Source organism: Piscinibacter defluvii (assembly GCF_004011805.1).
In the GTDB taxonomy this organism is placed as follows: Bacteria; Pseudomonadota; Gammaproteobacteria; order Burkholderiales; family Burkholderiaceae_C; genus Piscinibacter; species Piscinibacter defluvii.
In genome coordinates, this window is sequence record NZ_RCHJ01000003.1 from 629,076 (window position 1) to 652,963 (window position 23,888).

The following is a 23,888-nucleotide window of genomic DNA, read 5'->3' on the forward strand; positions in this document are numbered from 1 at the left end:
TGCCTCGGCATCACGGTTTGCGGGTGATGGGGCGCTGCCCCAGTTCGACCGCCAGCGAAAGCGCCTCACGGCCACGCATGACCTTGAACTGTGCTTTCGTCCCCGGATTCAGCGCAGCGGTTTCGTTGATCAGCGCAGCCGTGTCGCCGATCTCTTTGCCGTTGATCGAGACGACGGCGTCACCGGCCCGCAGTCCGGCGCGGTCCGCCGGGCCGCCGCGCTGCACAGCGACCAGCGCGGCGCCGACCGCGGCACCCGTGGTTTCGTGGATGACGTCGCGTGCACTCACGCCGAGCCAGCCGCGGCTGACGCGGCCGGTGGCGATGATCTGCTCCATCACCTGCCGAGCGAGACTCACCGGGATCGCGAAGCCGATGCCTTGCGATCCGCCGCTGCGCGAGTAGATCGCCGTGTTGATGCCCACCAGGTGGCCGGACGTGTCCACCAGCGCGCCGCCCGAGTTGCCGGGGTTGATCGCCGCATCGGTCTGGATGAAGTTCTCGAAGGTGTTGATGCCGAGTCGATTGCGGCCCGTGGCGCTGACGATGCCCTGCGTCACCGTCTGGCCGACGCCGAACGGATCGCCGACGGCCAGCACGATGTCGCCGACCTGCACCGAGGCAGGATCGGCGAAGGTGATCGGCTGCAGGCCCTTGGCGTCCACACGCAGCACGGCGAGATCGGTCTCGGGATCGGTGCCGACGACGCGCGCCTCGGCCACCTTCCCGCCGGGCAGCATCACGGCGATCTCGTCGGCGCCCTCGACGACATGGTTGTTGGTCAGGATGAAACCCTGGGCGGCGACGATGACGCCGGAGCCCAGGCTGGATTGCCCCTGCGCCGCCTCTTCGTCGGAGCCGCCATAGGGTCGCAGCCAGCCAGGCAACTGGCGTGGGGGTGTCTTGCGTGTGTAGATGTTGACGACCGAGGCCGACGCCTTGGCCGACGCAGCACGGAAGCCCGCTTCGAGGCGGGTCGAGACGGCCTTGCCGGCCGGTGCCGACGCCGATGCATCGGCATGGGGCGCCTCACGCAGCGCCACGACATCGGTGCGGGCCGGCGCCACGGGTTCTGGCCCGAAAGCCTTCCAGGCGATCAGCAGGCCGGCCGACACCGCGATCACCTGCGCGACGAGCAGCCACAGCCGCCGGACAAGGGTCGGTTGATTGTTGTTCACGACGTGGTTCCCTCCATCAACTCTTCAAGCGCGCGCGCCATCGGTTCGACGACGCTGATTTCGTTGGATGCGTGCGGCACCGTGTCGCAGGTGAGCACGCGGGCCGGCCGGCTGGCCAGCAGTTCCTCGTAGGCGCCCGGCGCGAACAGCGCGTGCACGCCGATGCACAGCGGCGCCGGCAGGCCGACGCGACGCAGGCTGGCCACGGCCTGGATCATGGTGCGTGCGCTCGAGACGATGTCGTCGACCAGCACCGGCTGGCGGTCGCGCCACGCCGAGATGTCCGGCAGGCTGACCTCGACATCGCGGTCGCCGCGGCGGATCTTCTGCAGCACGGTCCACGGCGCGCCGGCGGCGGCGGCGACCTCCGAGACCCATTGCTCGCTCTCCGAGTCGGGGCCGATCAGCAGCGGACGTACGACCTGTGCCGCGACCCAGCGGGCGATCAGCGGCGCCGTGTGCACGACCCGTGCCGGAATGCGGTAGATCTCCTCGAGCGCGTGGTAGCGGTGCAGATGCGGATCGGCCGTCACGAGCGCATCGAAGGCGGTCGACAGCAGCGCCGCGTAGGAGCGCGACGTCACGGCCTCGCCGGCATGAAAGCGCCGGTCCTGCCGCAAGTAGGCGAGGTAGGGGGCCGCCAGCAGGACCTTCGCCGCGCCGAGGTCGCGTGCGGCGTCGGCCGCGAACAGCAGCGGCAGGGTCTTCTCGTCGGGCCGCGCGAGGCTGCAGGTGAGCACCACGGTTCGGCCCGTCACGTCGGCGTCCAGGCGGACCAGCGATTCACCGTCCGGAAAGCGGTGCAGTTCCAATGCGGCACGCTCGGCCTGCAGCGCACGCACCAGCCGATCAGCGAAGCCCTCGTCGCCGGGCAGATGAAAGACGATCGGTCTCAAGACGCCTCCGAGATCTGGAAGATGGGTGGACGGCCTTCGACGTACTGCCGCGCGTAGGCCAGTTCGCCTGGCGCCTGCGCATGGAGCGTGAAGAGCGGCTGCCCGGCTCGTACGATGTCGCCGAGGCGGACGTGCACGTCGATGCCCGCCGTCGGCGCGTTCGGGGCGCCTGCGAGCTTGGCGGCCCGTGACAGCACCCGGTTGTCGATCACCGTGACGCGGCCGGCCGAGGGTGCTTCGACGACCTGGCGGTGCGACGCGACCGGTACGTCGCGCGGGCCGCCCTGGGCTTCGCAGATGGCGGCGAACTTGACCCAGGCCCGTCCGTCGGCGAGGACCTCGGTCGCCAGGCGCAGTCCAGAACCCGCCGCGGCGGCGCCGCCCAGTTCGAGGATGTCGCCGGCCAGGCGCAGCGCACGCTGCCGCAGATCGTCCGGCGCGTCGGCCTGTCGGCGCAGCACGGCCAGCACGTCGCGCGCCTCCAGGCCCGGGCCGATGCCGCGCCCGACCGGCTGCAGGCCGTCGGTGATGCGCAGTGCCACCTGCAACCCGATGGCCCGGCCGACCTCGACGAGGCGGCGTCCGAGCGTCTGCGCAGCCTCGGCGCTGCGGACCTTGGCCGTCGGCCCCACCGGCAAGTCGATCAGCACATGCGTCGAGCCGGCCGCTGCCTTCTTGGACAGCACGGAGGCGACCAACTGTCCCTCGCTGTCGAGATCGAGCGGACGCTCGACGCGGATCAGGATGTCGTCGGCCGGGCTCAGCCGCACCGATCCGCCCCAGACGATGCAGGCGCCAGTGCGCTCCACCGTGCGCCGCATCGCGGCGATGTCGAGGTCGACCGGGGCCAGCACCTCCATCGTGTCGGCCGTGCCGGCGGGAGAGGTGATCGCCCGCGACGAGGTCTTGGGCATCGTCAGCCCGCAGGCCGCGACGATGGGCACGACGAGCAGCGTCGTGCGGTTGCCCGGCAGGCCGCCGACGCAGTGCTTGTCGACGACCACGTCGCGGCCCCAGTCCAGCCGCTCGCCCACGTCGATCATCGCCCGCGTCAGCGAGACGGTTTCGTCGAGGTCGAGGTGGTCGCCTGCGCACGCGGTGATGAATGTGGCCAAGTGCAAGTCGGAGTAGCGGCCGGCCGCGATGTCGCCGATGACGGCGCGGAATGCGCCGGCATCAAGACGGCGGCCGTAGACCTTCGCGCGCACATGGCTGAGCGAGTCGAGCACCGGCGCGTGGCTGACGGTGATCCACTGGCCCGGCTGGGGATGCAGCGCCCTCCAGGCCGCCTCGGACAGACCCGCGATGCCGTGCCCGAGCCAAGGCCCATCCACGACACTGAGCGTGGCCACGATGCTGCCGGAGCCGGCATCGAGCTGGACGCGCGCCTGGGTCGTGAAGCCCTCGGAGCGGCAGACGGCGCAATCGCGCCGCATGTAGACGACCGGCTCCTGGTAAGTGTCGATGCCGGTGCGCCAGGCGCGCAGCGTGTTGTCGGTACCGTCACCGTGGGCGGAGGTCGGATCCGCGCTCATGACAGGTCCACCGTCTCCAGGTAGTCGGGCACGCGGCACGGCCAGCCCAGTTCGTGCTCGATGCGCGATCGCATCGCATCGGCCGCCGCCGGTTCGCCGTGCGTGATGAAGGTCTGCGTGGGTGGCGCGTCGAAGTCGCGCAGCCACTGCAGGATCTCACCGGCGTCGGCATGCGCCGACAGGCTGTCCAGCGACGCCACCTCGGCGTGGATCGGCACGTCCTCGCCATGAATGCGCACCGAGGTGGCGCCCTGCAGGATGGCCGCGCCGCGCGTGCCGCCGGCCTGGTAGCCCGCGAACAGGATCGTGTTGCGGCGGTCGGGCGCGAAGGCCTTGAGGTGGTGGACGACCCGCCCGCCCGTGGCCATGCCGCTGGCTGAGATGATGACCATCGGCCCGCGCCGCGCGCTCAGCGCACGCGAGTCATCGGGCTTGTTGACGATCGTCGCCGCATGGCACATCGCCTCGCACTGTTCGGGGCTCAGCCGGTGCTCGCTGCGGTGCGTGTGATAGATGCGCGTCGCGTCGGTGGCCATCGGGCTGTCGAGGTAGACCGGCAGGTGATGGATGACGCCGCGCTCCTTGAGCAGATGGATGCAGTACATCAGGTTCTGCGCGCGGCCCACGGCAAAGGCCGGGATCACCACGACACCGCCGCGAGCGGCCGTCCGGTTGATCACCTCACCGAGCTTGAGCAGCGGGTCGCTGGCCTCGTGCTGGCGGTCGCCGTAGGTCGACTCGACCACGGCGTAGTCGGCACCCGGGACGCGTGCCGGCGCGACCAGCACCAGGTCGTTCGGACGACCGATGTCGCCGGAGAACAGGATCGACCGCCGACCGTCGTCGATCCTCACGAAGGCGGAGCCCAGCATGTGCCCCGACGGATCCATGCGCGCCTGCAGTCCGGGAGCGGGGCTCCACGGGCTGCCGTAGGGCCGGGGGACGAACTGCTTCAGGCAGCGCTCGGCGTCCTCGCGGGTGTACAGCGGCAGCGCCGGCTTGTGCTTGGAGTAGCCGCGCCGGTTGGCGTACTCGGCTTCCTCCTCCTGCAGGTGGCCGCTGTCGGGCAGCAGGATGCGACAGAGCTCGTAGGTCGCTTCCGAGCAGTAGACCTTGCCCTTGAAGCCCTGGCGCGCAAGCAGCGGGACGTAGCCGCTGTGGTCGATGTGGGCGTGCGTCAGCACGATCGCGTCGATGCCGGCGGCCGGCACGGGCATCGGTGCCCAGTTGCGCAACCGCAGTTGCTTGTAGCCCTGGAACAGGCCGCAGTCGACGAGCAGCGTCGCGCCCTCGTGGCGCAGCAGGTACTTCGAGCCGGTGACGGTGCCGGTGGCCCCGAGGAATTGCAGTTGCATGGGAGTCCTCTTGTGGTGTGTGTTCAGAGCAGGAGCGGCGCATCGGGCAACTCGTTGCGGTCGCCGGACGCAAGAGGGAAATGGCGCGTCACCAGCTGCGTGACGGCTTCGATGCCCTGGACGGCGCCGCGGCCGAAGTCGCCGGCACCGAAGTCCGCTTCCATGCCGCGGCAGATGGCAGACCAGGCCTCGGCACCGGCCCTGGCATGGATGCCCCGGTCGGCGACGATCTCGACGCGCCGGTCCGCCAGCAGCACATAGATCAGCACACCGGTGTTGTGTTCGGTGTCCCAGACATGCAGTCGCGCGAAGAGCTCGATGGCGCGTTCGCGCGCCGTCTGGCCACGCAGCAGCGGCAGGCCGTCGAGCGCGCCTTCGACGACGAATCGAAGCTCGCCCGCATGGGTGGCCTCGCTCGCGGCGATCGCCTGCTCGATCGACCGCAGCGCGGACGCGGGAAACGCGCGACGCACACGCGCCGAGGTCGTCGCGAGGTGATGCAGGAGTCGTGCGAGATCCATGCTCACCACCTGCCGGAGGCACCGCCCCCGCCAAAACCGCCGCCGCCGCCTCCGAACCCGCCGCCTCCGCCGAAGCCACCGCCGCGGTGCCCGCCATGACCGTGCATGCCACCGTGGCCGCCCATGCCGATACCCAGCAGCGTGACGAAGAAGCCGGTCAGGCCCGCGGTGGCTGCGATGGCCAGGGTGCCGAGCGCGAACCAGGCGACGACGCCAAGCACGCCGCCGACAGCCAGGGCGCCGGGCACCCGACCCAGCACCTGCCGCAACACGCCGCCGAGCACCAGCGCGACGATGAACAGCACCGGCCAGCTTTGCCCCAGGCCGTTGTCAGCGGCTGCCGAGCCGCGCCGCGTTGGCGGTGGCAGGGCCTCGCCATCTAGGACGCGCACGATCTGATCCAGCCCTGCAGTGAGGCCCCCATAGAAGTCGCCCTGCCGGAAGCGCGGCGTGATGACCTCCGCGATGACCCGCGCAGCTGTCGCGTCGTTCAGTGCGCCTTCGATCCCGTAGCCGACCTCGATCCGTACGGCGCGGTCGTCCTTCGCAACGAGCAGCAACGCGCCGTCGTCGACCTTGCGGCGGCCCAGCTTCCATTGCTCGACCACCCGCAGCGCGAAGGGTTCGATCGCCTCCGGCCGCGTCGTCGGCACGATCAGCACCGCGATCTGCGTGCCCTTGCGCTCCTCGAACGCGCGCAGCGATTGCTCGAGCGCGGCGCTCTGCTGTGCCGTCAGCGTGCCGGTCAGGTCGGTCACCCGACCTTGCAGAGGCGGTACCGGGACCAGGTCCTGGGCGGCTGCGCCGAGTGCGGCCGAGCACAGGAGCCAGAAGACGGCGAGCCAGCGCAGGAAGCGTCCAACCGGGACGCGGGCTGCTGTCATTTCTTGGCACCCGAGGCGCCGATGCCGCCGAGATCGACCTTCGGCGGCACCGCGAGCGCCGCCTCGTCGGTGACGCTGAAATTAGCTTTGACGCCGTAGCCGAACACCATCGCCGTCAAGTTGCTCGGGAAGGTGCGGACTGCGACGTTGTAGTCCTGCACGGCCTTCACATAACGGCCGCGCGCCACGGTGATGCGGTTCTCGGTGCCTTCGAGCTGCCCGCGCAGATCCTGGAAGCCCTGGTTGGCCTTCAGGCTGGGGTAGTTCTCGGTGACCACCAGCAGGCGCGACAGCGCGCTCGACAGTTCACCCTGCGCGGCCTGGAACTTGTTGAACGCCTCGGGATTGTTGACCAGCTCCGGCGTGGCCTGGATCGAGGTGGCCTTGGCGCGCGCCTCGACCACCTTGGTGAGAGTCTCCTGCTCGAAGTTGGCCTCGCCCTTGACGGTGGCGACGATGTTCGGGATCAGGTCGGCGCGGCGCTGGTACTGGTTGAGCACCTCCGACCAGCTGGCCTTGATCTGCTCGTCGGTGGACTGGAAGGTGTTGTAGCCGCACCCGGACAGCGCGAGCGTCAGCACGGCGAGAAGGGTGACGAGGAAGTGGCGCATGGTCAGGGCTCCTGGGGGTGTCGTTGGGGAAGGGGGTCGGAAGGAACACGCGGCGACCGGGGCAGAGGGTCCTCGAGAGACCACCACGCGGGCCGCACGATCAGGGTGCCCAGCGTGGCGAGCAGAGGCAACGCAAGCCACGCGAAGCTGAGCTGGGCCACCGCGCCGAAGAGCCAGCCGGCGGCCGCCGAACCGAGCGTCTGCCCGAAGCCCGCTGCCGCAGCCAGCCCGCCCATCGTCGCGCCGAGCCGCCGCCGGGACGCTCCGGCCGCGAGGTAGGAGATGGTCGGCAGCACGAGGCCGGTGCCCGCGGCGGTGAAGCTGACGCCGACGTACATCCAGGCGTCGCTGCGGTGCTGCGCCAGCATCGCCAACCCGGCGATCGCCAGCACGAGCCCGGCCGCCATCACGCCGCGGCCGGCGGCGCGCTCGAGCAGCCCGGTGAAGAACAGCAGCGCGTTGACGCCGAGCATCACGAGGCTGCACTCGGCGAACATCAGCGAGATCTCGCGCGACGACAGCGTCGGGTGCTGTTGACCCTGCAAAACGATGCCGAGTTCGAAGCCGGCCAGCACGAACATGACCGTGCCGTTCAGTCCCCACAGCGCCATCGCGCGCTTGCGATCGGCAGACGCCGGCAGCGTGTCGTCTTCGGGGGCGGCTGGTGCGACGCGCGGCAGGGTGGCGGCCAGTCCCAGCATCATCAGCCCGCCCAGCGCCGCCGACATGACGATCACCAGATCCGTCGGATCGAAGGCGCCGGCGCCGGCGCTGGCGAGCGCGGTGGACACCTGCACGGCGCCGGCATTGAGCCCCGGTCCGAACAGGAAGCCCAGCAACGACATGGCGCCGAGCCACGCGAACCGGCGGGCGCGCTGGGCCTGCGGCGTGTGCTCGGCGACGAGCGCGGGCACAACAGGTACGACGGCAGCGACGAAGAAGCCGGTGGCCCCGCGCGACGCGTAGATGCCGGCGAGCCCGATCCAGTCAGGCCGCAACATGGGCAGCAGGCTGGCGACATAGCCGACCAGGCCAATCACCAGGATGCGGCTCCGGCCCCAACGATCGGAGACCAGGCCCCATAGTGGCGCACCGACCAGCACCCCCGCGGCGTACAGGCCGCTGAGCAGGCCGACGTGGCGCGAGACCTCAGCCTGGCCGTCGGCCGCCATCAGCGGCGCCAGCCAGGCCGGCAACAACGGCATCAACGCGCCATAGCCGGCGGAGACAACGAAGACGGCAGCCGCCAGCCACGTCAGTTGCCACGCCCCCAGCCCCGACGCCGCCGGCGATCGCTGTGGTCCGATGTGGAGTGGGCGGTTCATCGCGTCGACCCGGCGGATGGATCAGAGCACCAGCCGCAGTCCGGCCCGCACCGAGTTCACGCTCGCGCCGCCGTCGGCGCCGCGCTGCCATTGGCGGCTGACCTCCAAGTACGGGGCGACGGCGCGCGCGATTTCGTAGCGCACGTTGAGTCCCCACTCCGACGACCTCACCCCGGCCTTGATGCCGTCCGAAGGGATCGATCGGGCCGCCCAGTCGATACCGACGAAGGGCCTGGCGATGAGGCGGTTCGTGAACAACATGTCGTACTCGGCGCGGGTGCGGGCGAACAGGCGCCCGTCGCTGCGTACGAACGCGGCCACGTCGACATCGAAGGCGTAGGGTGCCAAGCCGCGCACGCCGATCACACCGAAGTTCCGTGCCTCGGGTTTGAGTTCGCGGCGCAGGCCGAGCTGCAGGTCCCAGAAGGGCGCGACATAGCGGCTGTACAGCGCCTGCACCTCGGCGTCCTCGAGACGGCCGTCGCGGCGCGAGCCCTCGGTGCGCCAAGCGAAACGGTTGTAGTCGGTACCGATCCAGCCATCGGCGCGCCAGGCCGCGACGCTCTTCGAGTCGCTGCGGCCGGCATCGACCTCGATGCGGGTGGCCTGGAAGATCGCGTCGTCCTCCATGGCGCGGGCGGGGCCGGCCAAGCGGGCCAGTGCCGCGGCGAGCGCGAGCGCCAAAGAGCCGGCCCGGTGGTTCTTCTTCGTGTTCATGCGTGCGTGTTCCATGAGCGAACGGTTCACTTGACGACGATGGCCTGCACCATGCCGGCGGCCGCGTGATAGAAGAGGTGGCAGTGGAAGACCCAGGGCCCCGGTTCGTCGAAGCTGGTGTGCACCGTGATGGTCTCGCCCGGCTTGACGATCACGGTGTGCTTGAGCGGAGCGCGCTCGCCCTTGCCGTTGTCGACCACGAAGAACGCGCCGTGCATGTGCATCGGGTGTTCCATCATGGTTTCGTTGATCAGGCGGATCTCCAGACGCTCGCCGACGCGCGCCTCGAAGAAGGTGGCCTGCGACAGCTTCTTGTCGTTGATCGACCAGATGTAGCGGTTCATGTCGCCGGTCAGACGCATGTCGATCTTCTTCGCCGGGCCCGCGGGCAGCCGCAACGGCGTCAGCGCCTCGAGATCGGCGTAGGCGAGGCGGTCGTTCAGTCCGTCGCCGAGCGAGTCGGTCGCCTTCGCGTCTCCCATCGGCATGCCTTCCATGCCTTTCATGCCACCGTGCATCGCGTGCGGGTCCGCGGTCAGGGCGGCCTGGGACGCCGGCGCGGCACCGTGGTCACCCCCATGCGCGCCGGCCATCTCGGCCATGCTGCGCACGGGCCGAGGGCCCATGGGCGGGATCTCGCCCTCCATGCCGAGTTCGGGCGCGAGCGTGCCGCGCGCGAAGCCGATGCGCCCCGAGGTCGCGGCGAACAGCGTGTAGGCCTTGCGCTCGGTGGGCTTCACGATCACGTCATAGGTCTCGCCGTTGCCCATGCGCAGCTCGCGGACCTTGACCGGCCGCACGTTCTGCCCGTCCGCCTGCACGACGGTCAGGTCCAGGCCGGGGATGGACACATCGAAAAAGTTCATCGCCGACGCGTTGATCAGGCGCAGGCGGATTCGCTCGCCGGGCTTGAACAGCGCGGTCCAGTTGTCCTCGACGCGCTGGCCGTGCACGAGGAACCGCCACTGGCTCCCGCCGTCGGTGGCATCGGTGGGATCCATGCGCATGCGCGCCCAGGCCACGCGCTCGTTCCAGATCGCCTCGCGCTCTTGCGGACTGCGCGCCGCCTTCAGTTCGGCATAGAGGTCGGGCAGGGTCTGGCGGCGGTCGTTGTAGTAGCCCTCGACCTTCTTCAGGTTCGCCAGCACCTTCTCCGGCGGCGTGTCGACCCACTCGGACAGCATCACGACGTACTCGCGGTCGTAGCCGAAGGGCTCGCGGCCCTGCGGGTCGATGATCAGCGGGGCGTAGAAGCCGGCGGGTTCCTGCAGGATCGCGTGGCTGTGGTACCAGTAGGTGCCGCTCTGCCGCAGATCGAAGCGGTACTGGAAAGTCTCGCCTGGCTTGATGCCGGGGAAGGTCACGCCGGGCACGCCGTCCATGTTGTTCGGGACCTTCAGCCCGTGCCAGTGCGCCGCGGTCACCTCGTCGAGACGATTGGTCAGGGCAATCGTGACCTCACGACCTTCGTGCATGCGCAGCAGCGGGCCCGGAACCGTGCCGTTGAGGGTGATGGCCGACGCCGCCGTGCCGGTGAAGTTGACCTGGGTGCGCGCCAGCGTCAGTTCGAACTTGGTGTCGACCCGCGAGGACGACAGCGGCAGGGCGAGGTGCGATTCCTTCACGACGGCATTGGCGCCGAGCGGCCAGGCCAGCATAGCGGCCATGCCGGCCGTGCCCTGCAGGAAGCGGCGCCTCGGCAGGGCGTGGCCTGCGGCGGCCCTCCGGCCGGCGTTGTGGGGGTTCATCGAAAGGACTCCTGTGGGTTCGACGATGGGGTCGGGGATGTGTGGGTCGGCCGGTTGCAGCTCGGCTTCAGGCCGACGCGCCCTGCGCCACCGGCGACGGCGCGGCCGGCGAGGGGTGGGGGCTGCGGATGCCGGCGAGCTTGGTGCGCTTGAGCATCAGCGCGTTGATCGCGACGATGGCCGAGCTGCCCGACATCGACAGCGCCGCGACCTCGGGCGAGAGCGTGAACGGATAGAACACGCCCGCCGCGAGCGGGAAGGCGATCACGTTGTAGCCCACCGCCCACCACAGGTTCTGGTGCATCTTGCGCAGCGTCGCGCGCGACAACTCGATCGCGCCGACGACGTCGTAGGGGTCGCTTTTCATCAGCACCACCTGCGCGCTTTCCATGGCCACGTCGGTGCCCGCGCCGATGGCGAAGCCGACATCGGCCTGCGTGAGGGCCGGGGCATCGTTGATGCCGTCGCCGACCATGGCGACCTTGTGGCCCTGGGCCTGCAGTTCCTTGATCTTCGAGGCCTTCTGACCCGGCAGCACATCGGCCAGCACGATGTCGATGCCGAGTTCCTTGCCGATGCGCTCGGCGGTGGCTTGGTTGTCGCCGGTGATCATGGCGACCTTGACACCGCGTTCCTGCAGCTTGGCGATCGTGGCCTTGGACGTCGGGCGCACCGCATCGGCGATCGCGATCAGGCCGATCAGGCGGCCGCCGCGCGCCACGTGGACGACCGTACGGCCGCCGCCTTGGAGCCGTGCCGCCTCGGCCGCCAGTCCTGCCAGGCTGACCTGCTCGGCTTCCATCAGCTTGCGGTTGCCGAGCAGCACGACGTCGTCACCGATGGTCGCGCGTGCGCCCTGACCGTCGATGTTGGTGAAGGCGGTTGCCGTCTCCGGCGTGTCCGGGCCGGCTCTCTTGAGCACCGCCAGCGCAAGCGGGTGCTCCGAGAACTTCTCCACCGCAGCCGCGGCGGACAGCAGCTGCGCCTCGGTCGTGCCGGGCGCCGGGACCATCTCGACGACGTCCGGCTGGCCCAGCGTCAGGGTGCCAGTCTTGTCGAAGACAACCACCGTCAGCTTGGTGGCGTTCTCCAGCGCCGCGGCGTTCTTGAACAGGATGCCGTTCATCGCGCCCAGGCCGGTGCCGACCATGATCGCCATCGGCGTGGCCAGGCCGAGCGCGTCCGGGCAGGCGATCACGAAGACGGTGATGGTGAGCGTGAGGGCGAACAGCAGCGGCTGGCCGAGGACCCAGAACCACACCGCGAAGGTCGTCAGGCCGACGAGGATGGCGATCAGGACCAACCACTGCGACGCCTGGTCGGCCAGCAACTGACCCGGCGCCTTCGAGTTCTGCGCCTCCTGGACCAGCTTGACGATCTGCGCGAGCGCCGTGTCGGCGCCGACCTTGGTGGCCTGGTAGCGGAAGCTGCCGCTCTTGTTGATGGTTGCGCCGATCACGGCGTTGCCGACCACCTTCTTCACCGGCATCGACTCACCGGTGAGCATCGATTCGTCGACTTGCGATGCGCCCTCGGTGATCTTGCCGTCCACCGGGATCTTGTCGCCCGGCTTGATGACCACCGTCTCGCCGACCAGCACCTCGGAAGTCGGCACCTTGGTCTCGACGCCGTTGCGCAGCACGGTGGCCATCGGCGGCGCCAGATCCATCAGCGCGCGGATCGCGTCGGAAGCGCCGGCGCGCGCACGCATTTCCAGCCAGTGGCCGAGCAGGATGAACACCAGCAGCACGGAGGCCGCCTCGTAGAACACCTCACCTTCGTAGAAGAAGGTGGCGCCGAGGCTGAACACGTAGCCGGTACCGACGGACAGCACGACCAGCGTCGCCATGTTCGCCACCTTGTTGCGCGCCGCGCGCCAGCCGGCGAGGAAGAACGGCCAGCCGGGATAGGCAATGGCGCCGGTCGCGACGATGAACAGGAAGAGGTTGCGATCCATCCCGAACGGCGTCGCGAAGTCGCCGAACATCTTGCCCATCGGCGAGTAGAGGAACACCGGAATCGCGAACAGCAGCGCGACCAGGAAGCGATTGCGCATGTCGTTGGCCATGTCCTGCATCGACATGCCGGGCGCGTGGCCCATGTCGTGCATCATGTCGCTCATCTGGTGGGCGGCCTCGCCGCCGTGGCCGGCGTGTCCCGCATGTGGCGTGGGGGGTAAGGCCTTCGTGGTGACAGAGGTCGAGGCGGAGGCCGTCGCGGCGGCATGCCCACCGTGACCGTGAGCAGCATGCCCGGCGTGGGCGCCATGCGCGGCATGGTCTTCGTGGCCAGCGTGCGCTGCGTGCCCGTGGGCCTCGGAATGCCCCTCGGGTGGGCAGACGTGCGCGGGCAGCATCTCGCCGCGGCAGTGGTAGCCGCACTCGATGACGCGCCGTCGGATGTCCTCCAGCGAGGTCTTCGTCTCGTCGTAGTGAACGGTGGCGCTCCCGGCGACGTAGTTCACGTCGACGTGGTGAACGCCCGGCAGCGCGGCGATCTGGCGCTGCACGCCGGCGGCGCTCAGGCTCGAGACCAGTTCGCCGACTTCTACGGTGCTTGTCTTCATGGGGAGGATCCTTTGGATGGGATGTCAGCGGGCCAGGCGGCCGGCCTCGAGGCAATCGGGGGAGAACACGAACACGATGTCGGGGTCGGGTCGCACGAGCTTGTCCTTCCGGCCCGCGTAGTGGAGCCGCGAAAGGATGTCGCGCATCAGGTTGAGCCGGGCCAGGCGCTTGTTGTCGGCACGCACGATTCGCCACGGCGCCGTCGCCGTATGCGTGCGCATCAGCATGGCGTCACGCGCGGCGGAGTACGCCTTCCAGTGCTTGACCGCCACCGCGTCGATCGGGCTCGACTTCCACTGCTTGAGCGGGTCGCGGCGGCGTTCCTCGAGGCGCTTGACCTGTTCGTCCTTGCTGACGTCGAGGTAGTACTTCAACAGCTTGATGCCCGATCCGACCAGCATCTCTTCGAACTTCGGCACCGAGTGCATGAACTCTTCGTGCTGCTCCTTGGTGCAGAAGCCCATGACGTGCTCGACGCCGGCACGGTTGTACCAACTGCGGTTGAACAGCACGAGTTCCTCGGCCACGGGCAGGTGCGGCACATAGCGCTGGAAGTACCAGCCGCTGCGTTCGCGGTCTGAAGGCTTTCCCAGCGCCACGACGCGGGTCTCGCGCGGACTGAGGTACTCGACGATGCGCTTGATGCTGCCGTCCTTGCCGGCGGCGTCGCGGCCTTCGAGCACCACGAGGATCCGGTCCTGGCAGCGGATGAAGTGGCGTTGCAGCTTGACCAACTCGACCTGCAGCACGTGCAGTTGCGCCTCGTACTCTTCCCTCGACAGGGATCGGTCCGAGGGCGTTGCGCCGTCCGACCTCGGTGTGGCCGCTCCGCCTGCGCTGTCCGCGCCGGAGCCGACCTTGTCGTGCTTGTCTTGCTTCTTGTGCTTCTTAGTCATGGCGGGCCTTCAGGCGCTTGGGTCCGCGCCGATCAGCAGCACGGCCTCGGAGAGGAAGCGGTGCGGCGGCACGGTCAGGTTGGTCGGTGCCGGCACGTTCTTGAACACGCGGCCGGCGAGGTCGAACTTCGACCCGTGGCAGGGGCAGTAGAAGCCGCCCGGCCACTGCGCGCCGATGTCCGGGCTCCCGGGCGTGGGTCGGAAGCTGGGAACGCAGCCCAGGTGGGTGCACACCGCCTCGATCACCGCCAGGTCGGGCCGGCTCGAGCGCAGCGCATTGCGCACGGCTTCGGGCTGCTCCGACCGGCGCGACTGCGGGTCGGCGAGCAGCGCGTCGTGCCGCGTCAGCGCATCGACCATCTCGGGCGTGCGGCGCAGCACGAACACCGGCTTGCCGCGCCACTCCACGGTGCGCAGTTCGCCGGGGCGCAGGCTGGCCAGGTCGACGTCGACCGGTGCGCCCAGTGCACGCGCCTTCTCGCTGGGCGCGAGCGAGGCCACGAAGGGCGCCGCAGTGGCGACCAATCCCGCGCCGCCGGCGGCCGTTGCCGCGCCGAGCCAGAGCCGGCGGTCCGCATCGTCTGGCGAATCGGCAGGGAGGACATAGTTCGTCACGGTAGTCTCCCGCAAGGCTGTACTACGTTGTGGACCACGGTGCAGCTCCGGTTGTCTTTCGCATGCGCTCGCTGGCCTCAGGCAGCCGAGGCGCGGTTGCCCAGTGCGGGGACGAAGCGTGGGGTACGCGCGGCGTAGGCGTCGAACTCGGCGCCGAAGCGCTCGCGCATCTCGCGTTCTTCCGTGACGGCAAGACGCCCGTACATGGCCACCAGGATCGGGAACATCACCAGCGTCAGCAGCGTGGGCCACTGGAGCAAGAAGCCCAGCAGGATCATCACGAAGGCGACGTACTGCGGGTGGCGGATGCGCGCATAGGGACCGGTGGTCGCCAGCCGCTTGGCGCGCTGGGCGTGGTACAGCACGTTCCAGGCCGCGGACAGCAGGTAGAAGCCCAGCCCTAGGAAGACGTAGCTGGCGATGTGCAGCACCCCGAAGTGCGGGTCGCCCTTCTCACCGAGCAGCGTCGACCAGAGGTGCCCGCTGTTGTGCGACATCAGGTCCAGGGAGGGGTACTTCGTCTGCAGCCAGCCCGACATCAGATAGATCGTCAGCGGGAAGCCGTACATCTCGACGAAGAGTGCGACCACGAAGGCCGCGAAGGCCCCGAAGGTGCGCCAGTCGCGGCCGGTCTGCGGCTTGAAGAAGCTGAAGGCGAACATCAGGAAGATGGCCGAATTGAGGATGACCAGCATCCACAGTCCGTAGCCGGGTTGGTCGTGATTCATCTGCAGATCCCCTCAGTGGTGGTGGTGCGTCTTCCGGGAACGCCCGTCGGACGCTCCTGGACCTGCAGCGCGGTCGTCCGAAGGCCCCTTGTCATCGTGCGCATCACCGTGGCTGTGGCCGCGGTGCATGAAGATGTGCAGGAACGGTGACGCAGCCAGCAGCAGGTAGGGCAAGGCGCCCAGGGTGTGCGCGCGGTGTTCGGTCAGCAGGAAGAACAGGGCAATCGCTGCGAACACCAGCAGTCCGATGGCATATCGGCTGCGCCAGAAGCCGCGGGCTCGGCGGTTTGGCTCGTCGTGGTCATGATCCATGGAAGGACTCCTGTGCTGCTCTCGGTTCGGCCCGGCGAATCGAAGGGTTCGACCGGTGCTTTCGGGCGCGTACGAGGATCACTTGGCCGGTGCGGCCGGAGACATGGGCATGCGGTCCATCATCATCTGCATCATCGACTGCATCATGTCCATGCGCTTCTCCATCATCTGCTGGCGCGCGGCGGCGTTGGGTGCCTTCCCGGGCACCGTGCCTCCCATCATCGACATGCCTTCCTGCATGAGCTTCATGTGCTCGGCCATCAGGGCCTCGCGCTCCGCCGGCGTCTTCGCGCTGGCCATCTTCTCGTGCATCGCCTGCATGGCCTTCATGTGCTTGTCCATCATGGCCATGTCGGGCATGCCCGCGGGCTTGCCGGTGGCCGGTGCAGGCATCGCCGCGGAAGCTGCGCCGGCAGGGTGATGGGCCTTGTGCTGGTCGTCCTGCGCGAACGAAGCCACGGACACAGCGGCGAGGGTCGCAACAACGGCGAGGGTGCGGAAACGGAACATGGAAGCCTCCTGGAAGCGAGAGAACGATCGGTCGGCGGTTGGTCGGCCCGGTGGCCGGTCGAGGGTGTGATGCCGCGACTTGCGGTCCGACTGTGCGATCCGTAGTCGGCTACGGAGTCAACAGGTCGGCGCTGCGCGGCGGGCCGCCAGCAAGGGACGCGCTGGATCGTCCGTCGCTGCGACCCGGGGGTGGCGCGCTACAGCGCGAGCCGGGAGAACTGCACCCGCGGAGGGGGTGAGGGCGGTGGAACCGCTGCAAGAGCGGCGCGGACCAGGGCGGCCGGCGCCATGTGCAGGTCGCTGGCCTGCCTGTGAGGCGCAGGAACCAGGACCAACTGATCAGGCGTGTCGAACTTGGGAAGTTGCTTCAGCAGCGTCTGCGACGACGCGTCGCAGGACTTCTGGCACGGCGCCTTGTCGGGGTGCTCGCCGTGCTGCGCTTGATCCGCCGCGTGGGGTTGCACAGCGGCTGGCGCCGGATGGTCTGCCTGCAAAACCTGCGTGCCGGCATACGCCAGTTCGCCGCGCGGTTCCGTCAGACAAGCATTCGCCACTCCCGACAGCAGCGCAAACACCCACACGAGCAACATCGTGAGGGCGATGCTGCGCTTGTGGTGGCGGCTGGCGGTCAGGGTCATGTTCAAGCAGTTGCGTGCGCAGATTCGCAGAATCTACCGTGGAAGTTTCGCCGGATATTGCATCGGAAAGGTTGATCGTCGTCAAACCAGCTCTGGGGTCAACTACGGAATCCGGACATACCATTCCGCCATGAAAAAAAGGGTGGTCGCAGGCCCCCCGTCACTGGAGACACCCTCTCCCTTGACCATTGGACGCCTTGCCAAGGCAGCCGGGGTGGGCGTGGAGACGGTGCGCTACTACCAGTCTCGCGGACTGCTGCGTGTGCCGGCGGCGAACGGCGGCTTTCGCGTCTATCCCGCTGCGACGATCGACCGAATCGCGTTCATCAAGCGCGCGCAGACGCTCGGTTTCACGCTGGACGAGGTGCGTACCCTGCTGGACCTGGAAGACGGCCGCAACCGCCGGGCCATCCAGTCGGTCAGCCAGGCGCGGCTGGGCCAGATCGAGGACAAGCTTGCGGACCTGCATCGAATGCGCGGGGCGCTGTCCGAGTTGCTGCATCGCTGCAAGCAGACCGGGCCAATGCAGGCCTGCCCGATCATCGAAACTCTGGCCGGCGCGAGGTCTCCCACCTGATGGGGCGTGACCGGGACGGACGGCCCATCCGTCAAAGTCGCTTGGCGCGCGCCAAAGGGACGCCCGACACATTCACCGCCGACGCCACGGGCGTCGCCGCAGTCAGTCGCTGTGCGCCCAAGCCGACCGTCGCTTGACGCATCGGAACGCCCGACAGCCCCACCTCGGCAAGGGCGGTCGACGGCGCGTTTCCGCCGAGGCGCTTGGCGGCCACCTGCGGGACGCCGGTGCCGGCACCTTCCGTTCCGGCGGATGCCGCCGACGCCAAGCCGACTGCCAGACCGGCGAGCGCCAGCTAGACTGCGATAGTCCTCATGTCCATCTCCTTTTTCAAAGTGCGCGCTTCCCGGGATTGGCAGCGACGTGTTCCCTGGCTTGCTGCAGGGCAGGAGATCACGGTACGCGGCCTTGGCCGACCAGAACCTGACCGATTGATGACGATGTCGTCAGGATCGACCGACAGACGCTGCCGGGAGTGGACATGCCCTGCTCGCACCGCACGCGGCCGCGGTGGCGCCACTGGCGATGGCGCTAAGCTTGCAGGCCATGGAACAAGCTGTTTTGCCGATGACCCCTGCCGCACAGCGGGACGCCCTGATCGACCGTTGGAAGGCCGATCCGCATGCGACGTACCGCACCTGGTTCCTGTGGGAAGAGCGCCTGAAGAACTTCCGCTCGATCCGGCGCGGCATCGGGCAGATCGTGCGCGAAATCGAGGGTGGAAGTTTCGGCAACGTCTATCGGGGCTCGACGCTGGAGACCGTCGTGTCGTCGATCGCCGAGCAGCGGCAGATCTTCAAGGGTGCGGACCACGCCTTCCTGTGGAAGCCCAAGCTGCGCATCCCGGACATCTACGAGAGCGAGGACAACCAGCGTGCCTTCGGGCGACTGCTGCACGCCTGTGACTGCTGTGACACGGCCGAGGCAGTGATCGATGCGATCCGCCGGCTTGACGCCCAGCAGGTCAAGGGCCTGGGGCCGGCCGTGGCCAACCTGCTGTACTTCATCCACCCGACACTTGTCGTCCCGTTCAACACCGCGATCGTGCGGGGCTACAACGCGCTGACCGGCAGCAACGTCAAGCTGGGGCGCTGGGACCACTACCTTTCGATGCGCGAAGGGGTCATGCGCCTGAACGCCGACCATCGCTCGCGCCTGTCCAACGACCTTGGCGCGGTCGCGGGCCTGCTGTTCGACATCGGCTCCGGTCGCTACGACGCGCCGCCGCGCGAGCACGACCCGGCGGCGGCGCGGTCGTGGCAGGCGGACCTCGCGCGCGTGCGGGAGGACACGGCCGCGCAGCACCGGCAGTGGTCGCTCGAGCGCGAGAGCGACACCACGCATACGGAGATCCAGGGTTGGCTACGTGATCTCGGCCTCGGCCTGGGCTTCCAGGTGTGGATCGCGTCGAACGATCGCTCGCGCGACTACCTGGACGGACGACTCGGCGACGGCTGCCTCGAGTGTCTGCCCGTCGAGCTCGACGGCGCCGCGGAGTCGGTACGCCTGATCGACGTGGTCTGGCTCGAGGCTGCGGGCGGGCGCGTCGCGGCCGCCTTCGAGGTCGAGCATTCGACCTCCATCTACTCAGGCATCGTGCGCATGCTGGACTTGGCGCTTGGCAGCGCGGTGGCGGCGGGCACCACGATGTTCCTGGTCGCGCCCGACGACCGGCGCGACGAGGTGGCGCAGCAACTGCGGCGCCCGGCATTCTCTCGCGTGTCCGAACTCGGCATCCGCTACCTGCCGTACGGTGAGCTGCGCACGCACCGCGCAGCCATCGGCCGCTTCGGCGCGGGGCTCAGGCCCCTCCTGGAAATCTCCGAGGCCTTGTGACCGGCGCAAAACCGCGCCTGCCCCTGCACCACCCATGACAGACTTCCGCGGCACGACTCCGCACGGCGAAGGCACGTCGCCGACGGCGCCACCCCCTGTGCGCTTCGATGCGCACATGCTGCCCGCCGACGAGGTTGCACGCCATCTCGGCGTCGAGGTCGACGCCGGGCTCGCGGCCGACGAGGTCGTCGTGCGCCGTCGGCGCCACGGCCCGAACCGACTGCCCGAGCCGCCACCGCGCCCGGCGTGGAAACGGCTGCTCGACCAGTTCAGCGACTTCATGATCCTCGTGCTGCTGGCCGCGGCGTTGCTGTCGGGCGTTATCGGCGACCTGACCGACACGCTGGTCATCCTGTTGATCGTCGCGCTCAACGCGGCGATCGGCTTCTGGCAGGAGTGGCGCGCCGACCAGGCCCTGCAGGCCCTGCAGCGGCTGGCGACCCCCCACGCGACGGTGCGGCGCGAGGGCGGGCAGGTGCGGGTGATCGAGACCGAGCAGCTCGTGCCTGGCGACGTCGTGCTGCTCGAGGCCGGCAACTTCGTGCCGGCCGACCTGCGGCTGCACGACGTCGCGCGGCTGCGGATCGACGAGTCGGCGCTGACCGGCGAGTCGGTCACTGTCGAGAAGTCGCACGGACACCTTTCCGCCGAGGCCGAGGCACTCGGCGACCGGGTCAACATGGCGTTCAAGGGCACCCTGGTCACGCACGGCCGCGCGGCAGGGGTGGTGGTGAGCACGGGGGAGCAGACCGAGCTCGGCCGCGTTGCGACGCTGCTCGGTGCCACCGAGAGCCGGGCGACGCCGCTGCAGCGCCGCCTGGCCGCGTTCGGCAAGCGGCTGTCGATCGTCGTGCTCGCGATCTGCGCGCTGGTGTTCGCGATCGGCGTGTTGCGCGGCGAGCCCCTGCTGCTGATGGCGCTGACGGCGGTCAGCCTGGCGGTGGCGGCGATCCCCGAGGCGCTGCCGGCGGTGGTCACGGTGCTGCTCGCGCTGGGTGCACGCCGGCTCGTCGCCGTGAACGCGCTGGTCCGGCGCCTGCCGAGCGTCGAGACACTCGGTTCGGTCAGCGTGATCTGCTCCGACAAGACCGGCACGCTGACGCTCAACCGCATGCAGCTGCGCCAGCACCGCGCCTGGGGCGTTCCCGACGACGCGCTCTGGACTGCGCTGGTGCTGTGCAACGACGCGGTGGCGGGCGCCGACGGCTGGATCGGCGACCCGACCGAAACGGCACTGCTGCAGGCTGCGCAGGGCGCTGGCCTGGACGTCACCGCGCTGCAGCGTGAGCGGCCGCGCCGCCACGAGTGGCCGTTCGATTCTGACCGCAAGCGCATGACGACGCTGCACGCGCACGACGGCGGCTGGCGTGCCTACGTGAAGGGCGCGCCGGAGGCGGTGCTGCCGCGCTGTGGCGGCGCCGGCGACGAGCCGGCGGCGATCGCGCAGGACTGGGCGGCGCAGGGCATGCGCGTGCTCGCGGTGGCGCAGCGCGACGGTCACGCCGACGTGGTCGCGGTCGATGCCGACCAGTTCGAGCGGGGACTGACGCTGGTCGGGCTGGTGGGCCTGATCGACCCACCCCGGCCCGAGGCGCGCGCCGCGGTGGCCGAATGTCTGGCCGCTGGTATCCGCCCGGTGATGATCACCGGCGACCATCCGGCGACCGCGCTGGCAATCGCACGCGACCTCGGCATCGCTACGGAGGGCGCCGACAGCGTCCTCAGTGGCCCCGGGCTGGCGAAGCTCGATGATGCGGCGTTGCGGGACGCTGCGCCCAAGGTGTCGGTCTACGCCCGCATGGACCCGGCGCAGAAGATCCGTGTCGTGCAGGCCCTGCAGGCGCACGGCCTGTTCGTCGCGATGACCGGCGACGGGGTCAACGACGCACCGGCGCTGCAGCAGGCCGACATCGGCGTGGCGATGGGCAAGGGCGGCACCGACGTCGCACGCGAGGCCTCGAGCCTGGTGCTGCTCGACGACAACTTCGCGACTATCGTCGGCGCGGTGCGCGAGGGCCGGCGCATCTTCGACAACATCCGCAAGTTCATCCGCTATGCACTGACCGGCAACTCCGGCGAGATCTGGGTGCTCTTCCTCGCGCCGCTGCTGGGCCTGCCGATCCCGCTGCTGCCGATCCACATCCTGTGGGTGAACCTGGTGACCGACGGCCTGCCGGGCCTCGCGCTGGCCTCCGAGCCGGCCGAGCGCGGCGTGATGCGGCGCCCGCCCCGTCCGCCGCAGGAGAGTGTGTTCGCGCACGGCCTGTGGCAGCACGCGCTGTGGGTGGGCCTGCTGATCGGTGGGCTGTGCCTGGGCGTGCAGGCCTGGGCGCTGGGGCAAGAGGATGGAACGGGGCCGAAGTCACACTGGCAGACGCTTGTCTTCACGGTGCTGACGCTCGCCCAGATGGCGCACCTGCTGGCGATCCGCTCCGAACGCGACTCGCTGTTCACGATCGGCCTGGCGAGCAACCGGCCGCTGCTCGGCGCCGTTGCGCTGACGATCGCGCTGCAGCTTGCGACCATCTACGTTCCGTGGCTGCAGCCGGTCTTCCGGACGCAGCCGCTGTCCGCCGGCGAACTCGCCCTCTGCTTCGGACTGGCCGCCATCGTGTTCGTCGCGGTGGAGCTGGAGAAGGCTTGGCGCCGTGCTTGATCCGTACCGCGTGGGGCGTCTCGCCGTCCGTCGATCGACAATCAACGAGGTTGTGCCGGAGAGCACGTGAACGTCGGAACAGTCCCGTTGCGCCTGTACCTGTGGCCGCATCGCTTGTTGTATGTCGGCCCCGGCCTCGATGCGCGCATGCACCGTCACCACGCCGCACAGGTCTGCTGGGGACTTGGCGGCCGGCTCCGATTGAAAACCGGGCCGCAGCGCGAATGGGAGGAACTGAATGGGTTCCTTGTCGCGCCGGACCGACCGCATGCGTTTGACGCCTCAGGGTCGACGGTGGCGATGCTGTACCTGGAGTCCGAATGCGTCGAGTTCGCGTCCATTCAAACTCGTATCGACTCTTGCGATGGCAGCGCAGCGTTTGAACCGCCACCAGTCGTGGCGGAGAGCCTGAGGGCTCTGGTGGCGGACGGCGGGTCGATCGACGTGGCGAACTCGACCTGCGTGTTGTGGCTCGGGCTGGACGGCGCCGATCCGGGCGCCCGTGACCGCGACCCGCGCATCGCACAAGCCCTGGCCCTGCTCAGTGCCCAGATTGATCGGCCGGTGCGCCTGCAAACGTTGGCGGGCGCACTGAACGTCTCGAGCAGTTGGCTGAGCCACCGCTTCGCCGAGGACACCGGGGTTCCGCTGCGCCGCTATGTGGTGTGGTTGCGCCTGCGGCGCGCGGTGGAGTCGGTGCTTCAGGGGGCGTCCTGGACCGAAGCTGCACACGCGGTCGGCTTCAGCGATTCGGCACACCTGTCGCGATCGTTCCGAGACACGTTCGGCATCACGCCGTCGTCGTTGTTCAGGCGCGGAGATCAGCTTTCGATTAGCTTTGCCAACTGAACTGGTGGGCGGGAGAGACGGTCGGCATGACCCGATCGGCGATGAACCGCCTGATCGCCGTTGCCACGGCCCGTGGCTGATCCTCGGTCACGAAAGGCCCGGAGTCCTCGATGATCTCCACCGCGGCGTCAGGAAAGACGGCCGCGAGTCGATGCGCGTGCTCCAGCGGAAAGAAGCGTCGCCGTTCCCGCGCCCAGACCAGCAACACGGGACGCCCAAAGCCAGCCAGTCTCTCGGCGATTGCCAAGGTGTACCGCGGGTGGATGTTTCGGACCAGCGCCGCGAAGTCGCGGCGCGTGCCCGCGTGTTCGCGCAGGGGAGCGGTGTAGGACCGCATGATATCGGCAGGGATGGCCCGCTCGGTCAGCCGGCCGAAGGCGATGGGCAGCCGTTGCACCCAGCGCCAGCGCAAGGTCTGCGCCAGCGCCCAGAGCCCCCACGACGTCCGTCCGAACAGGCGCAGGTGTCGGATCGGCAGGGGCACGAAGTTGTCGAATGCGTCGCAGGGTGTCAGCACGAGTGCTGCGATCCGCGCGGGGCGGTCGACGACAACGTACTGTGCCACGGCACCTCCGGTGTCGTTGGCGACCAGCACCACCTGGTCGAGACCCGCGGCGGCCAGAAACTCGTCGAACATCGCGGCGATGCCAGGCAACGAGAAGTCGGTGCCTGCCCTCATGGTCAGTCGGTGCGCGCCGAGCGGCCAGTCCGGCACGATGCAGCAGTGATCGCGCGAGAGATCTGCCACCACGCCGCGCCAGACATCGCCGTTGGCAATGATGCCGTGCAAGAACACGACCGTCGGGCCCCGTCCCGTGACCCGGTACTCGATCGGGCCTTCGGCAATTTGCAGGATGTGACGCTCTCCGAGTTCAAGCGACGTGGACATGTGACGGGACCTGTTGTGGGCGGGATTCAAGAGCGGGGCGGGGCAA

The 23,888-nt window shown here is 69.1% G+C and carries 22 protein-coding genes; 4 read left to right on the forward strand and 18 right to left on the reverse strand.

Going from position 1 to position 23,888, the window contains the following annotated elements:
• Positions 1-10: 10 nt before the first annotated feature.
• The 17 genes from D9C15_RS12510 to D9C15_RS12590 form a co-directional block, all read right to left on the reverse strand.
• Positions 11-1,177, reverse strand: coding sequence for a S1C family serine protease (locus D9C15_RS12510; protein ID WP_127997754.1), 1,167 nt, complete (start codon positions 1,175-1,177; stop codon positions 11-13).
• Positions 1,174-2,073: a ribose-phosphate pyrophosphokinase gene (locus tag D9C15_RS12515; protein WP_127997755.1), complete on the reverse strand. Its 900-nt coding sequence runs from the start codon at positions 2,071-2,073 to the stop codon at positions 1,174-1,176. Before D9C15_RS12515 ends, D9C15_RS12510 begins: the two co-directional genes overlap by 4 nt.
• On the reverse strand, positions 2,070-3,608 hold the full coding sequence (locus tag D9C15_RS12520) for a thymidine phosphorylase family protein (protein WP_127997756.1): 1,539 nt from the start codon (positions 3,606-3,608) through the stop codon (positions 2,070-2,072). Before D9C15_RS12520 ends, D9C15_RS12515 begins: the two co-directional genes overlap by 4 nt.
• Complete coding sequence (locus tag D9C15_RS12525) at positions 3,605-4,963, reverse strand: MBL fold metallo-hydrolase (RefSeq protein WP_127997757.1); 1,359 nt, start codon at positions 4,961-4,963, stop codon at positions 3,605-3,607. The genes D9C15_RS12520 and D9C15_RS12525 overlap by 4 nt, the downstream gene beginning before the upstream one ends.
• 23 nt (positions 4,964-4,986) lie before the next feature.
• A complete protein-coding gene (locus D9C15_RS12530; RefSeq protein ID WP_127997758.1) occupies positions 4,987-5,484 on the reverse strand; it encodes a TPM domain-containing protein in 498 nt (165 codons plus the stop codon).
• A 2-nt stretch (positions 5,485-5,486) separates the two neighbouring features.
• A complete protein-coding gene (locus D9C15_RS12535; RefSeq protein WP_127997759.1) occupies positions 5,487-6,368 on the reverse strand; it encodes a TPM domain-containing protein in 882 nt (293 codons plus the stop codon).
• On the reverse strand, positions 6,365-6,979 hold the full coding sequence (locus D9C15_RS12540) for a LemA family protein (RefSeq protein ID WP_127997760.1): 615 nt from the start codon (positions 6,977-6,979) through the stop codon (positions 6,365-6,367). The genes D9C15_RS12535 and D9C15_RS12540 overlap by 4 nt, the downstream gene beginning before the upstream one ends.
• A 2-nt stretch (positions 6,980-6,981) precedes the next feature.
• On the reverse strand, positions 6,982-8,304 hold the full coding sequence (locus D9C15_RS12545) for an MFS transporter (RefSeq protein WP_127997761.1): 1,323 nt from the start codon (positions 8,302-8,304) through the stop codon (positions 6,982-6,984).
• A gap of 21 nt (positions 8,305-8,325) precedes the next feature.
• Positions 8,326-9,021, reverse strand: coding sequence for a copper resistance protein B (locus D9C15_RS12550; protein WP_164886714.1), 696 nt, complete (start codon positions 9,019-9,021; stop codon positions 8,326-8,328).
• 26 nt (positions 9,022-9,047) lie between these two features.
• On the reverse strand, positions 9,048-10,769 hold the full coding sequence (locus tag D9C15_RS12555; protein ID WP_205854782.1) for a copper resistance system multicopper oxidase: 1,722 nt from the start codon (positions 10,767-10,769) through the stop codon (positions 9,048-9,050).
• Positions 10,770-10,836: 67 nt separating this feature from the next.
• Positions 10,837-13,335: a heavy metal translocating P-type ATPase gene (locus D9C15_RS12560; protein WP_127997763.1), complete on the reverse strand. Its 2,499-nt coding sequence runs from the start codon at positions 13,333-13,335 to the stop codon at positions 10,837-10,839.
• A 24-nt stretch (positions 13,336-13,359) separates the two neighbouring features.
• Positions 13,360-14,232, reverse strand: a complete 873-nt coding sequence (gene ppk2 / locus D9C15_RS12565; protein WP_127997764.1) for a polyphosphate kinase 2 — start codon at positions 14,230-14,232, stop codon at positions 13,360-13,362.
• Positions 14,233-14,241: 9 nt separating this feature from the next.
• Positions 14,242-14,847: a ubiquinol-cytochrome c reductase iron-sulfur subunit gene (gene petA, locus D9C15_RS12570; RefSeq protein WP_127997765.1), complete on the reverse strand. Its 606-nt coding sequence runs from the start codon at positions 14,845-14,847 to the stop codon at positions 14,242-14,244.
• A 77-nt stretch (positions 14,848-14,924) separates the two neighbouring features.
• Positions 14,925-15,575, reverse strand: coding sequence for a methyltransferase family protein (locus tag D9C15_RS12575; protein ID WP_127997766.1), 651 nt, complete (start codon positions 15,573-15,575; stop codon positions 14,925-14,927).
• A gap of 12 nt (positions 15,576-15,587) precedes the next feature.
• A complete protein-coding gene (locus D9C15_RS12580) occupies positions 15,588-15,887 on the reverse strand; it encodes a DUF2933 domain-containing protein (RefSeq protein WP_127997767.1) in 300 nt (99 codons plus the stop codon).
• 78 nt (positions 15,888-15,965) lie between these two features.
• Positions 15,966-16,397 carry a hypothetical protein gene (locus D9C15_RS12585; RefSeq protein WP_127997768.1) on the reverse strand — a complete coding sequence of 144 codons (432 nt, stop codon included), beginning with the start codon at positions 16,395-16,397 and terminating at the stop codon, positions 15,966-15,968.
• A gap of 197 nt (positions 16,398-16,594) precedes the next feature.
• Positions 16,595-17,035 carry a hypothetical protein gene (locus D9C15_RS12590; protein ID WP_127997769.1) on the reverse strand — a complete coding sequence of 147 codons (441 nt, stop codon included), beginning with the start codon at positions 17,033-17,035 and terminating at the stop codon, positions 16,595-16,597.
• Here D9C15_RS12590 and D9C15_RS12595 point away from each other — a divergent pair.
• The 4 genes from D9C15_RS12595 to D9C15_RS12610 all read left to right on the forward strand — a co-directional run bounded on the left by D9C15_RS12595 (position 17,034) and on the right by D9C15_RS12610 (position 22,953).
• Positions 17,034-17,612, forward strand: a complete 579-nt coding sequence (locus D9C15_RS12595; RefSeq protein ID WP_240668389.1) for a MerR family transcriptional regulator — start codon at positions 17,034-17,036, stop codon at positions 17,610-17,612. The genes D9C15_RS12590 and D9C15_RS12595 overlap by 2 nt on opposite strands.
• Before the next feature lie 546 nt (positions 17,613-18,158).
• The gene (locus D9C15_RS12600) at positions 18,159-19,448 is read left to right on the forward strand and encodes a type II restriction enzyme NmeDI-related protein (protein WP_240668390.1); all 1,290 of its coding nucleotides are present in this window, start codon (positions 18,159-18,161) and stop codon (positions 19,446-19,448) included.
• A 115-nt stretch (positions 19,449-19,563) separates the two neighbouring features.
• Complete coding sequence (locus D9C15_RS12605; RefSeq protein WP_127997770.1) at positions 19,564-22,104, forward strand: cation-translocating P-type ATPase; 2,541 nt, start codon at positions 19,564-19,566, stop codon at positions 22,102-22,104.
• Between the two features lie 87 nt (positions 22,105-22,191).
• Positions 22,192-22,953 carry a helix-turn-helix domain-containing protein gene (locus D9C15_RS12610; protein WP_127997771.1) on the forward strand — a complete coding sequence of 254 codons (762 nt, stop codon included), beginning with the start codon at positions 22,192-22,194 and terminating at the stop codon, positions 22,951-22,953.
• Here D9C15_RS12610 and D9C15_RS12615 read toward each other — a convergent pair.
• A complete protein-coding gene (locus D9C15_RS12615; protein ID WP_127997772.1) occupies positions 22,937-23,842 on the reverse strand; it encodes an alpha/beta fold hydrolase in 906 nt (301 codons plus the stop codon). The genes D9C15_RS12610 and D9C15_RS12615 overlap by 17 nt on opposite strands.
• Positions 23,843-23,888: the final 46 nt, after the last annotated feature.

Excerpts from the sequence above, each read along its gene's own strand:
- D9C15_RS12520 (WP_127997756.1), bottom strand. The coding sequence starts at position 3,608 with ATGAGCGCGGATCCGACCTCCGCCCACGGTGACGGTACCGACAACACG.
- D9C15_RS12525 (WP_127997757.1), bottom strand. The coding sequence starts at position 4,963 with ATGCAACTGCAATTCCTCGGGGCCACCGGCACCGTCACCGGCTCGAAG.
- D9C15_RS12530 (WP_127997758.1), bottom strand. The coding sequence starts at position 5,484 with ATGGATCTCGCACGACTCCTGCATCACCTCGCGACGACCTCGGCGCGT.
- D9C15_RS12535 (WP_127997759.1), bottom strand. The coding sequence starts at position 6,368 with ATGACAGCAGCCCGCGTCCCGGTTGGACGCTTCCTGCGCTGGCTCGCC.
- D9C15_RS12540 (WP_127997760.1), bottom strand. The coding sequence starts at position 6,979 with ATGCGCCACTTCCTCGTCACCCTTCTCGCCGTGCTGACGCTCGCGCTG.
- D9C15_RS12545 (WP_127997761.1), bottom strand. The coding sequence starts at position 8,304 with ATGAACCGCCCACTCCACATCGGACCACAGCGATCGCCGGCGGCGTCG.
- D9C15_RS12550 (WP_164886714.1), bottom strand. The coding sequence starts at position 9,021 with ATGAACACGAAGAAGAACCACCGGGCCGGCTCTTTGGCGCTCGCGCTC.
- D9C15_RS12555 (WP_205854782.1), bottom strand. The coding sequence starts at position 10,769 with ATGAACCCCCACAACGCCGGCCGGAGGGCCGCCGCAGGCCACGCCCTG.
- D9C15_RS12560 (WP_127997763.1), bottom strand. The coding sequence starts at position 13,335 with ATGAAGACAAGCACCGTAGAAGTCGGCGAACTGGTCTCGAGCCTGAGC.
- ppk2 (WP_127997764.1), bottom strand. The coding sequence starts at position 14,232 with ATGACTAAGAAGCACAAGAAGCAAGACAAGCACGACAAGGTCGGCTCC.
- D9C15_RS12575 (WP_127997766.1), bottom strand. The coding sequence starts at position 15,575 with ATGAATCACGACCAACCCGGCTACGGACTGTGGATGCTGGTCATCCTC.
- D9C15_RS12580 (WP_127997767.1), bottom strand. The coding sequence starts at position 15,887 with ATGGATCATGACCACGACGAGCCAAACCGCCGAGCCCGCGGCTTCTGG.
- D9C15_RS12585 (WP_127997768.1), bottom strand. The coding sequence starts at position 16,397 with ATGTTCCGTTTCCGCACCCTCGCCGTTGTTGCGACCCTCGCCGCTGTG.
- D9C15_RS12595 (WP_240668389.1), top strand. The coding sequence starts at position 17,034 with ATGTTCAAGCAGTTGCGTGCGCAGATTCGCAGAATCTACCGTGGAAGT.
- D9C15_RS12590 (WP_127997769.1), bottom strand. The coding sequence starts at position 17,035 with ATGACCCTGACCGCCAGCCGCCACCACAAGCGCAGCATCGCCCTCACG.
- D9C15_RS12600 (WP_240668390.1), top strand. The coding sequence starts at position 18,159 with ATGGAACAAGCTGTTTTGCCGATGACCCCTGCCGCACAGCGGGACGCC.
- D9C15_RS12605 (WP_127997770.1), top strand. The coding sequence starts at position 19,564 with ATGCTGCCCGCCGACGAGGTTGCACGCCATCTCGGCGTCGAGGTCGAC.
- D9C15_RS12615 (WP_127997772.1), bottom strand. The coding sequence starts at position 23,842 with ATGTCCACGTCGCTTGAACTCGGAGAGCGTCACATCCTGCAAATTGCC.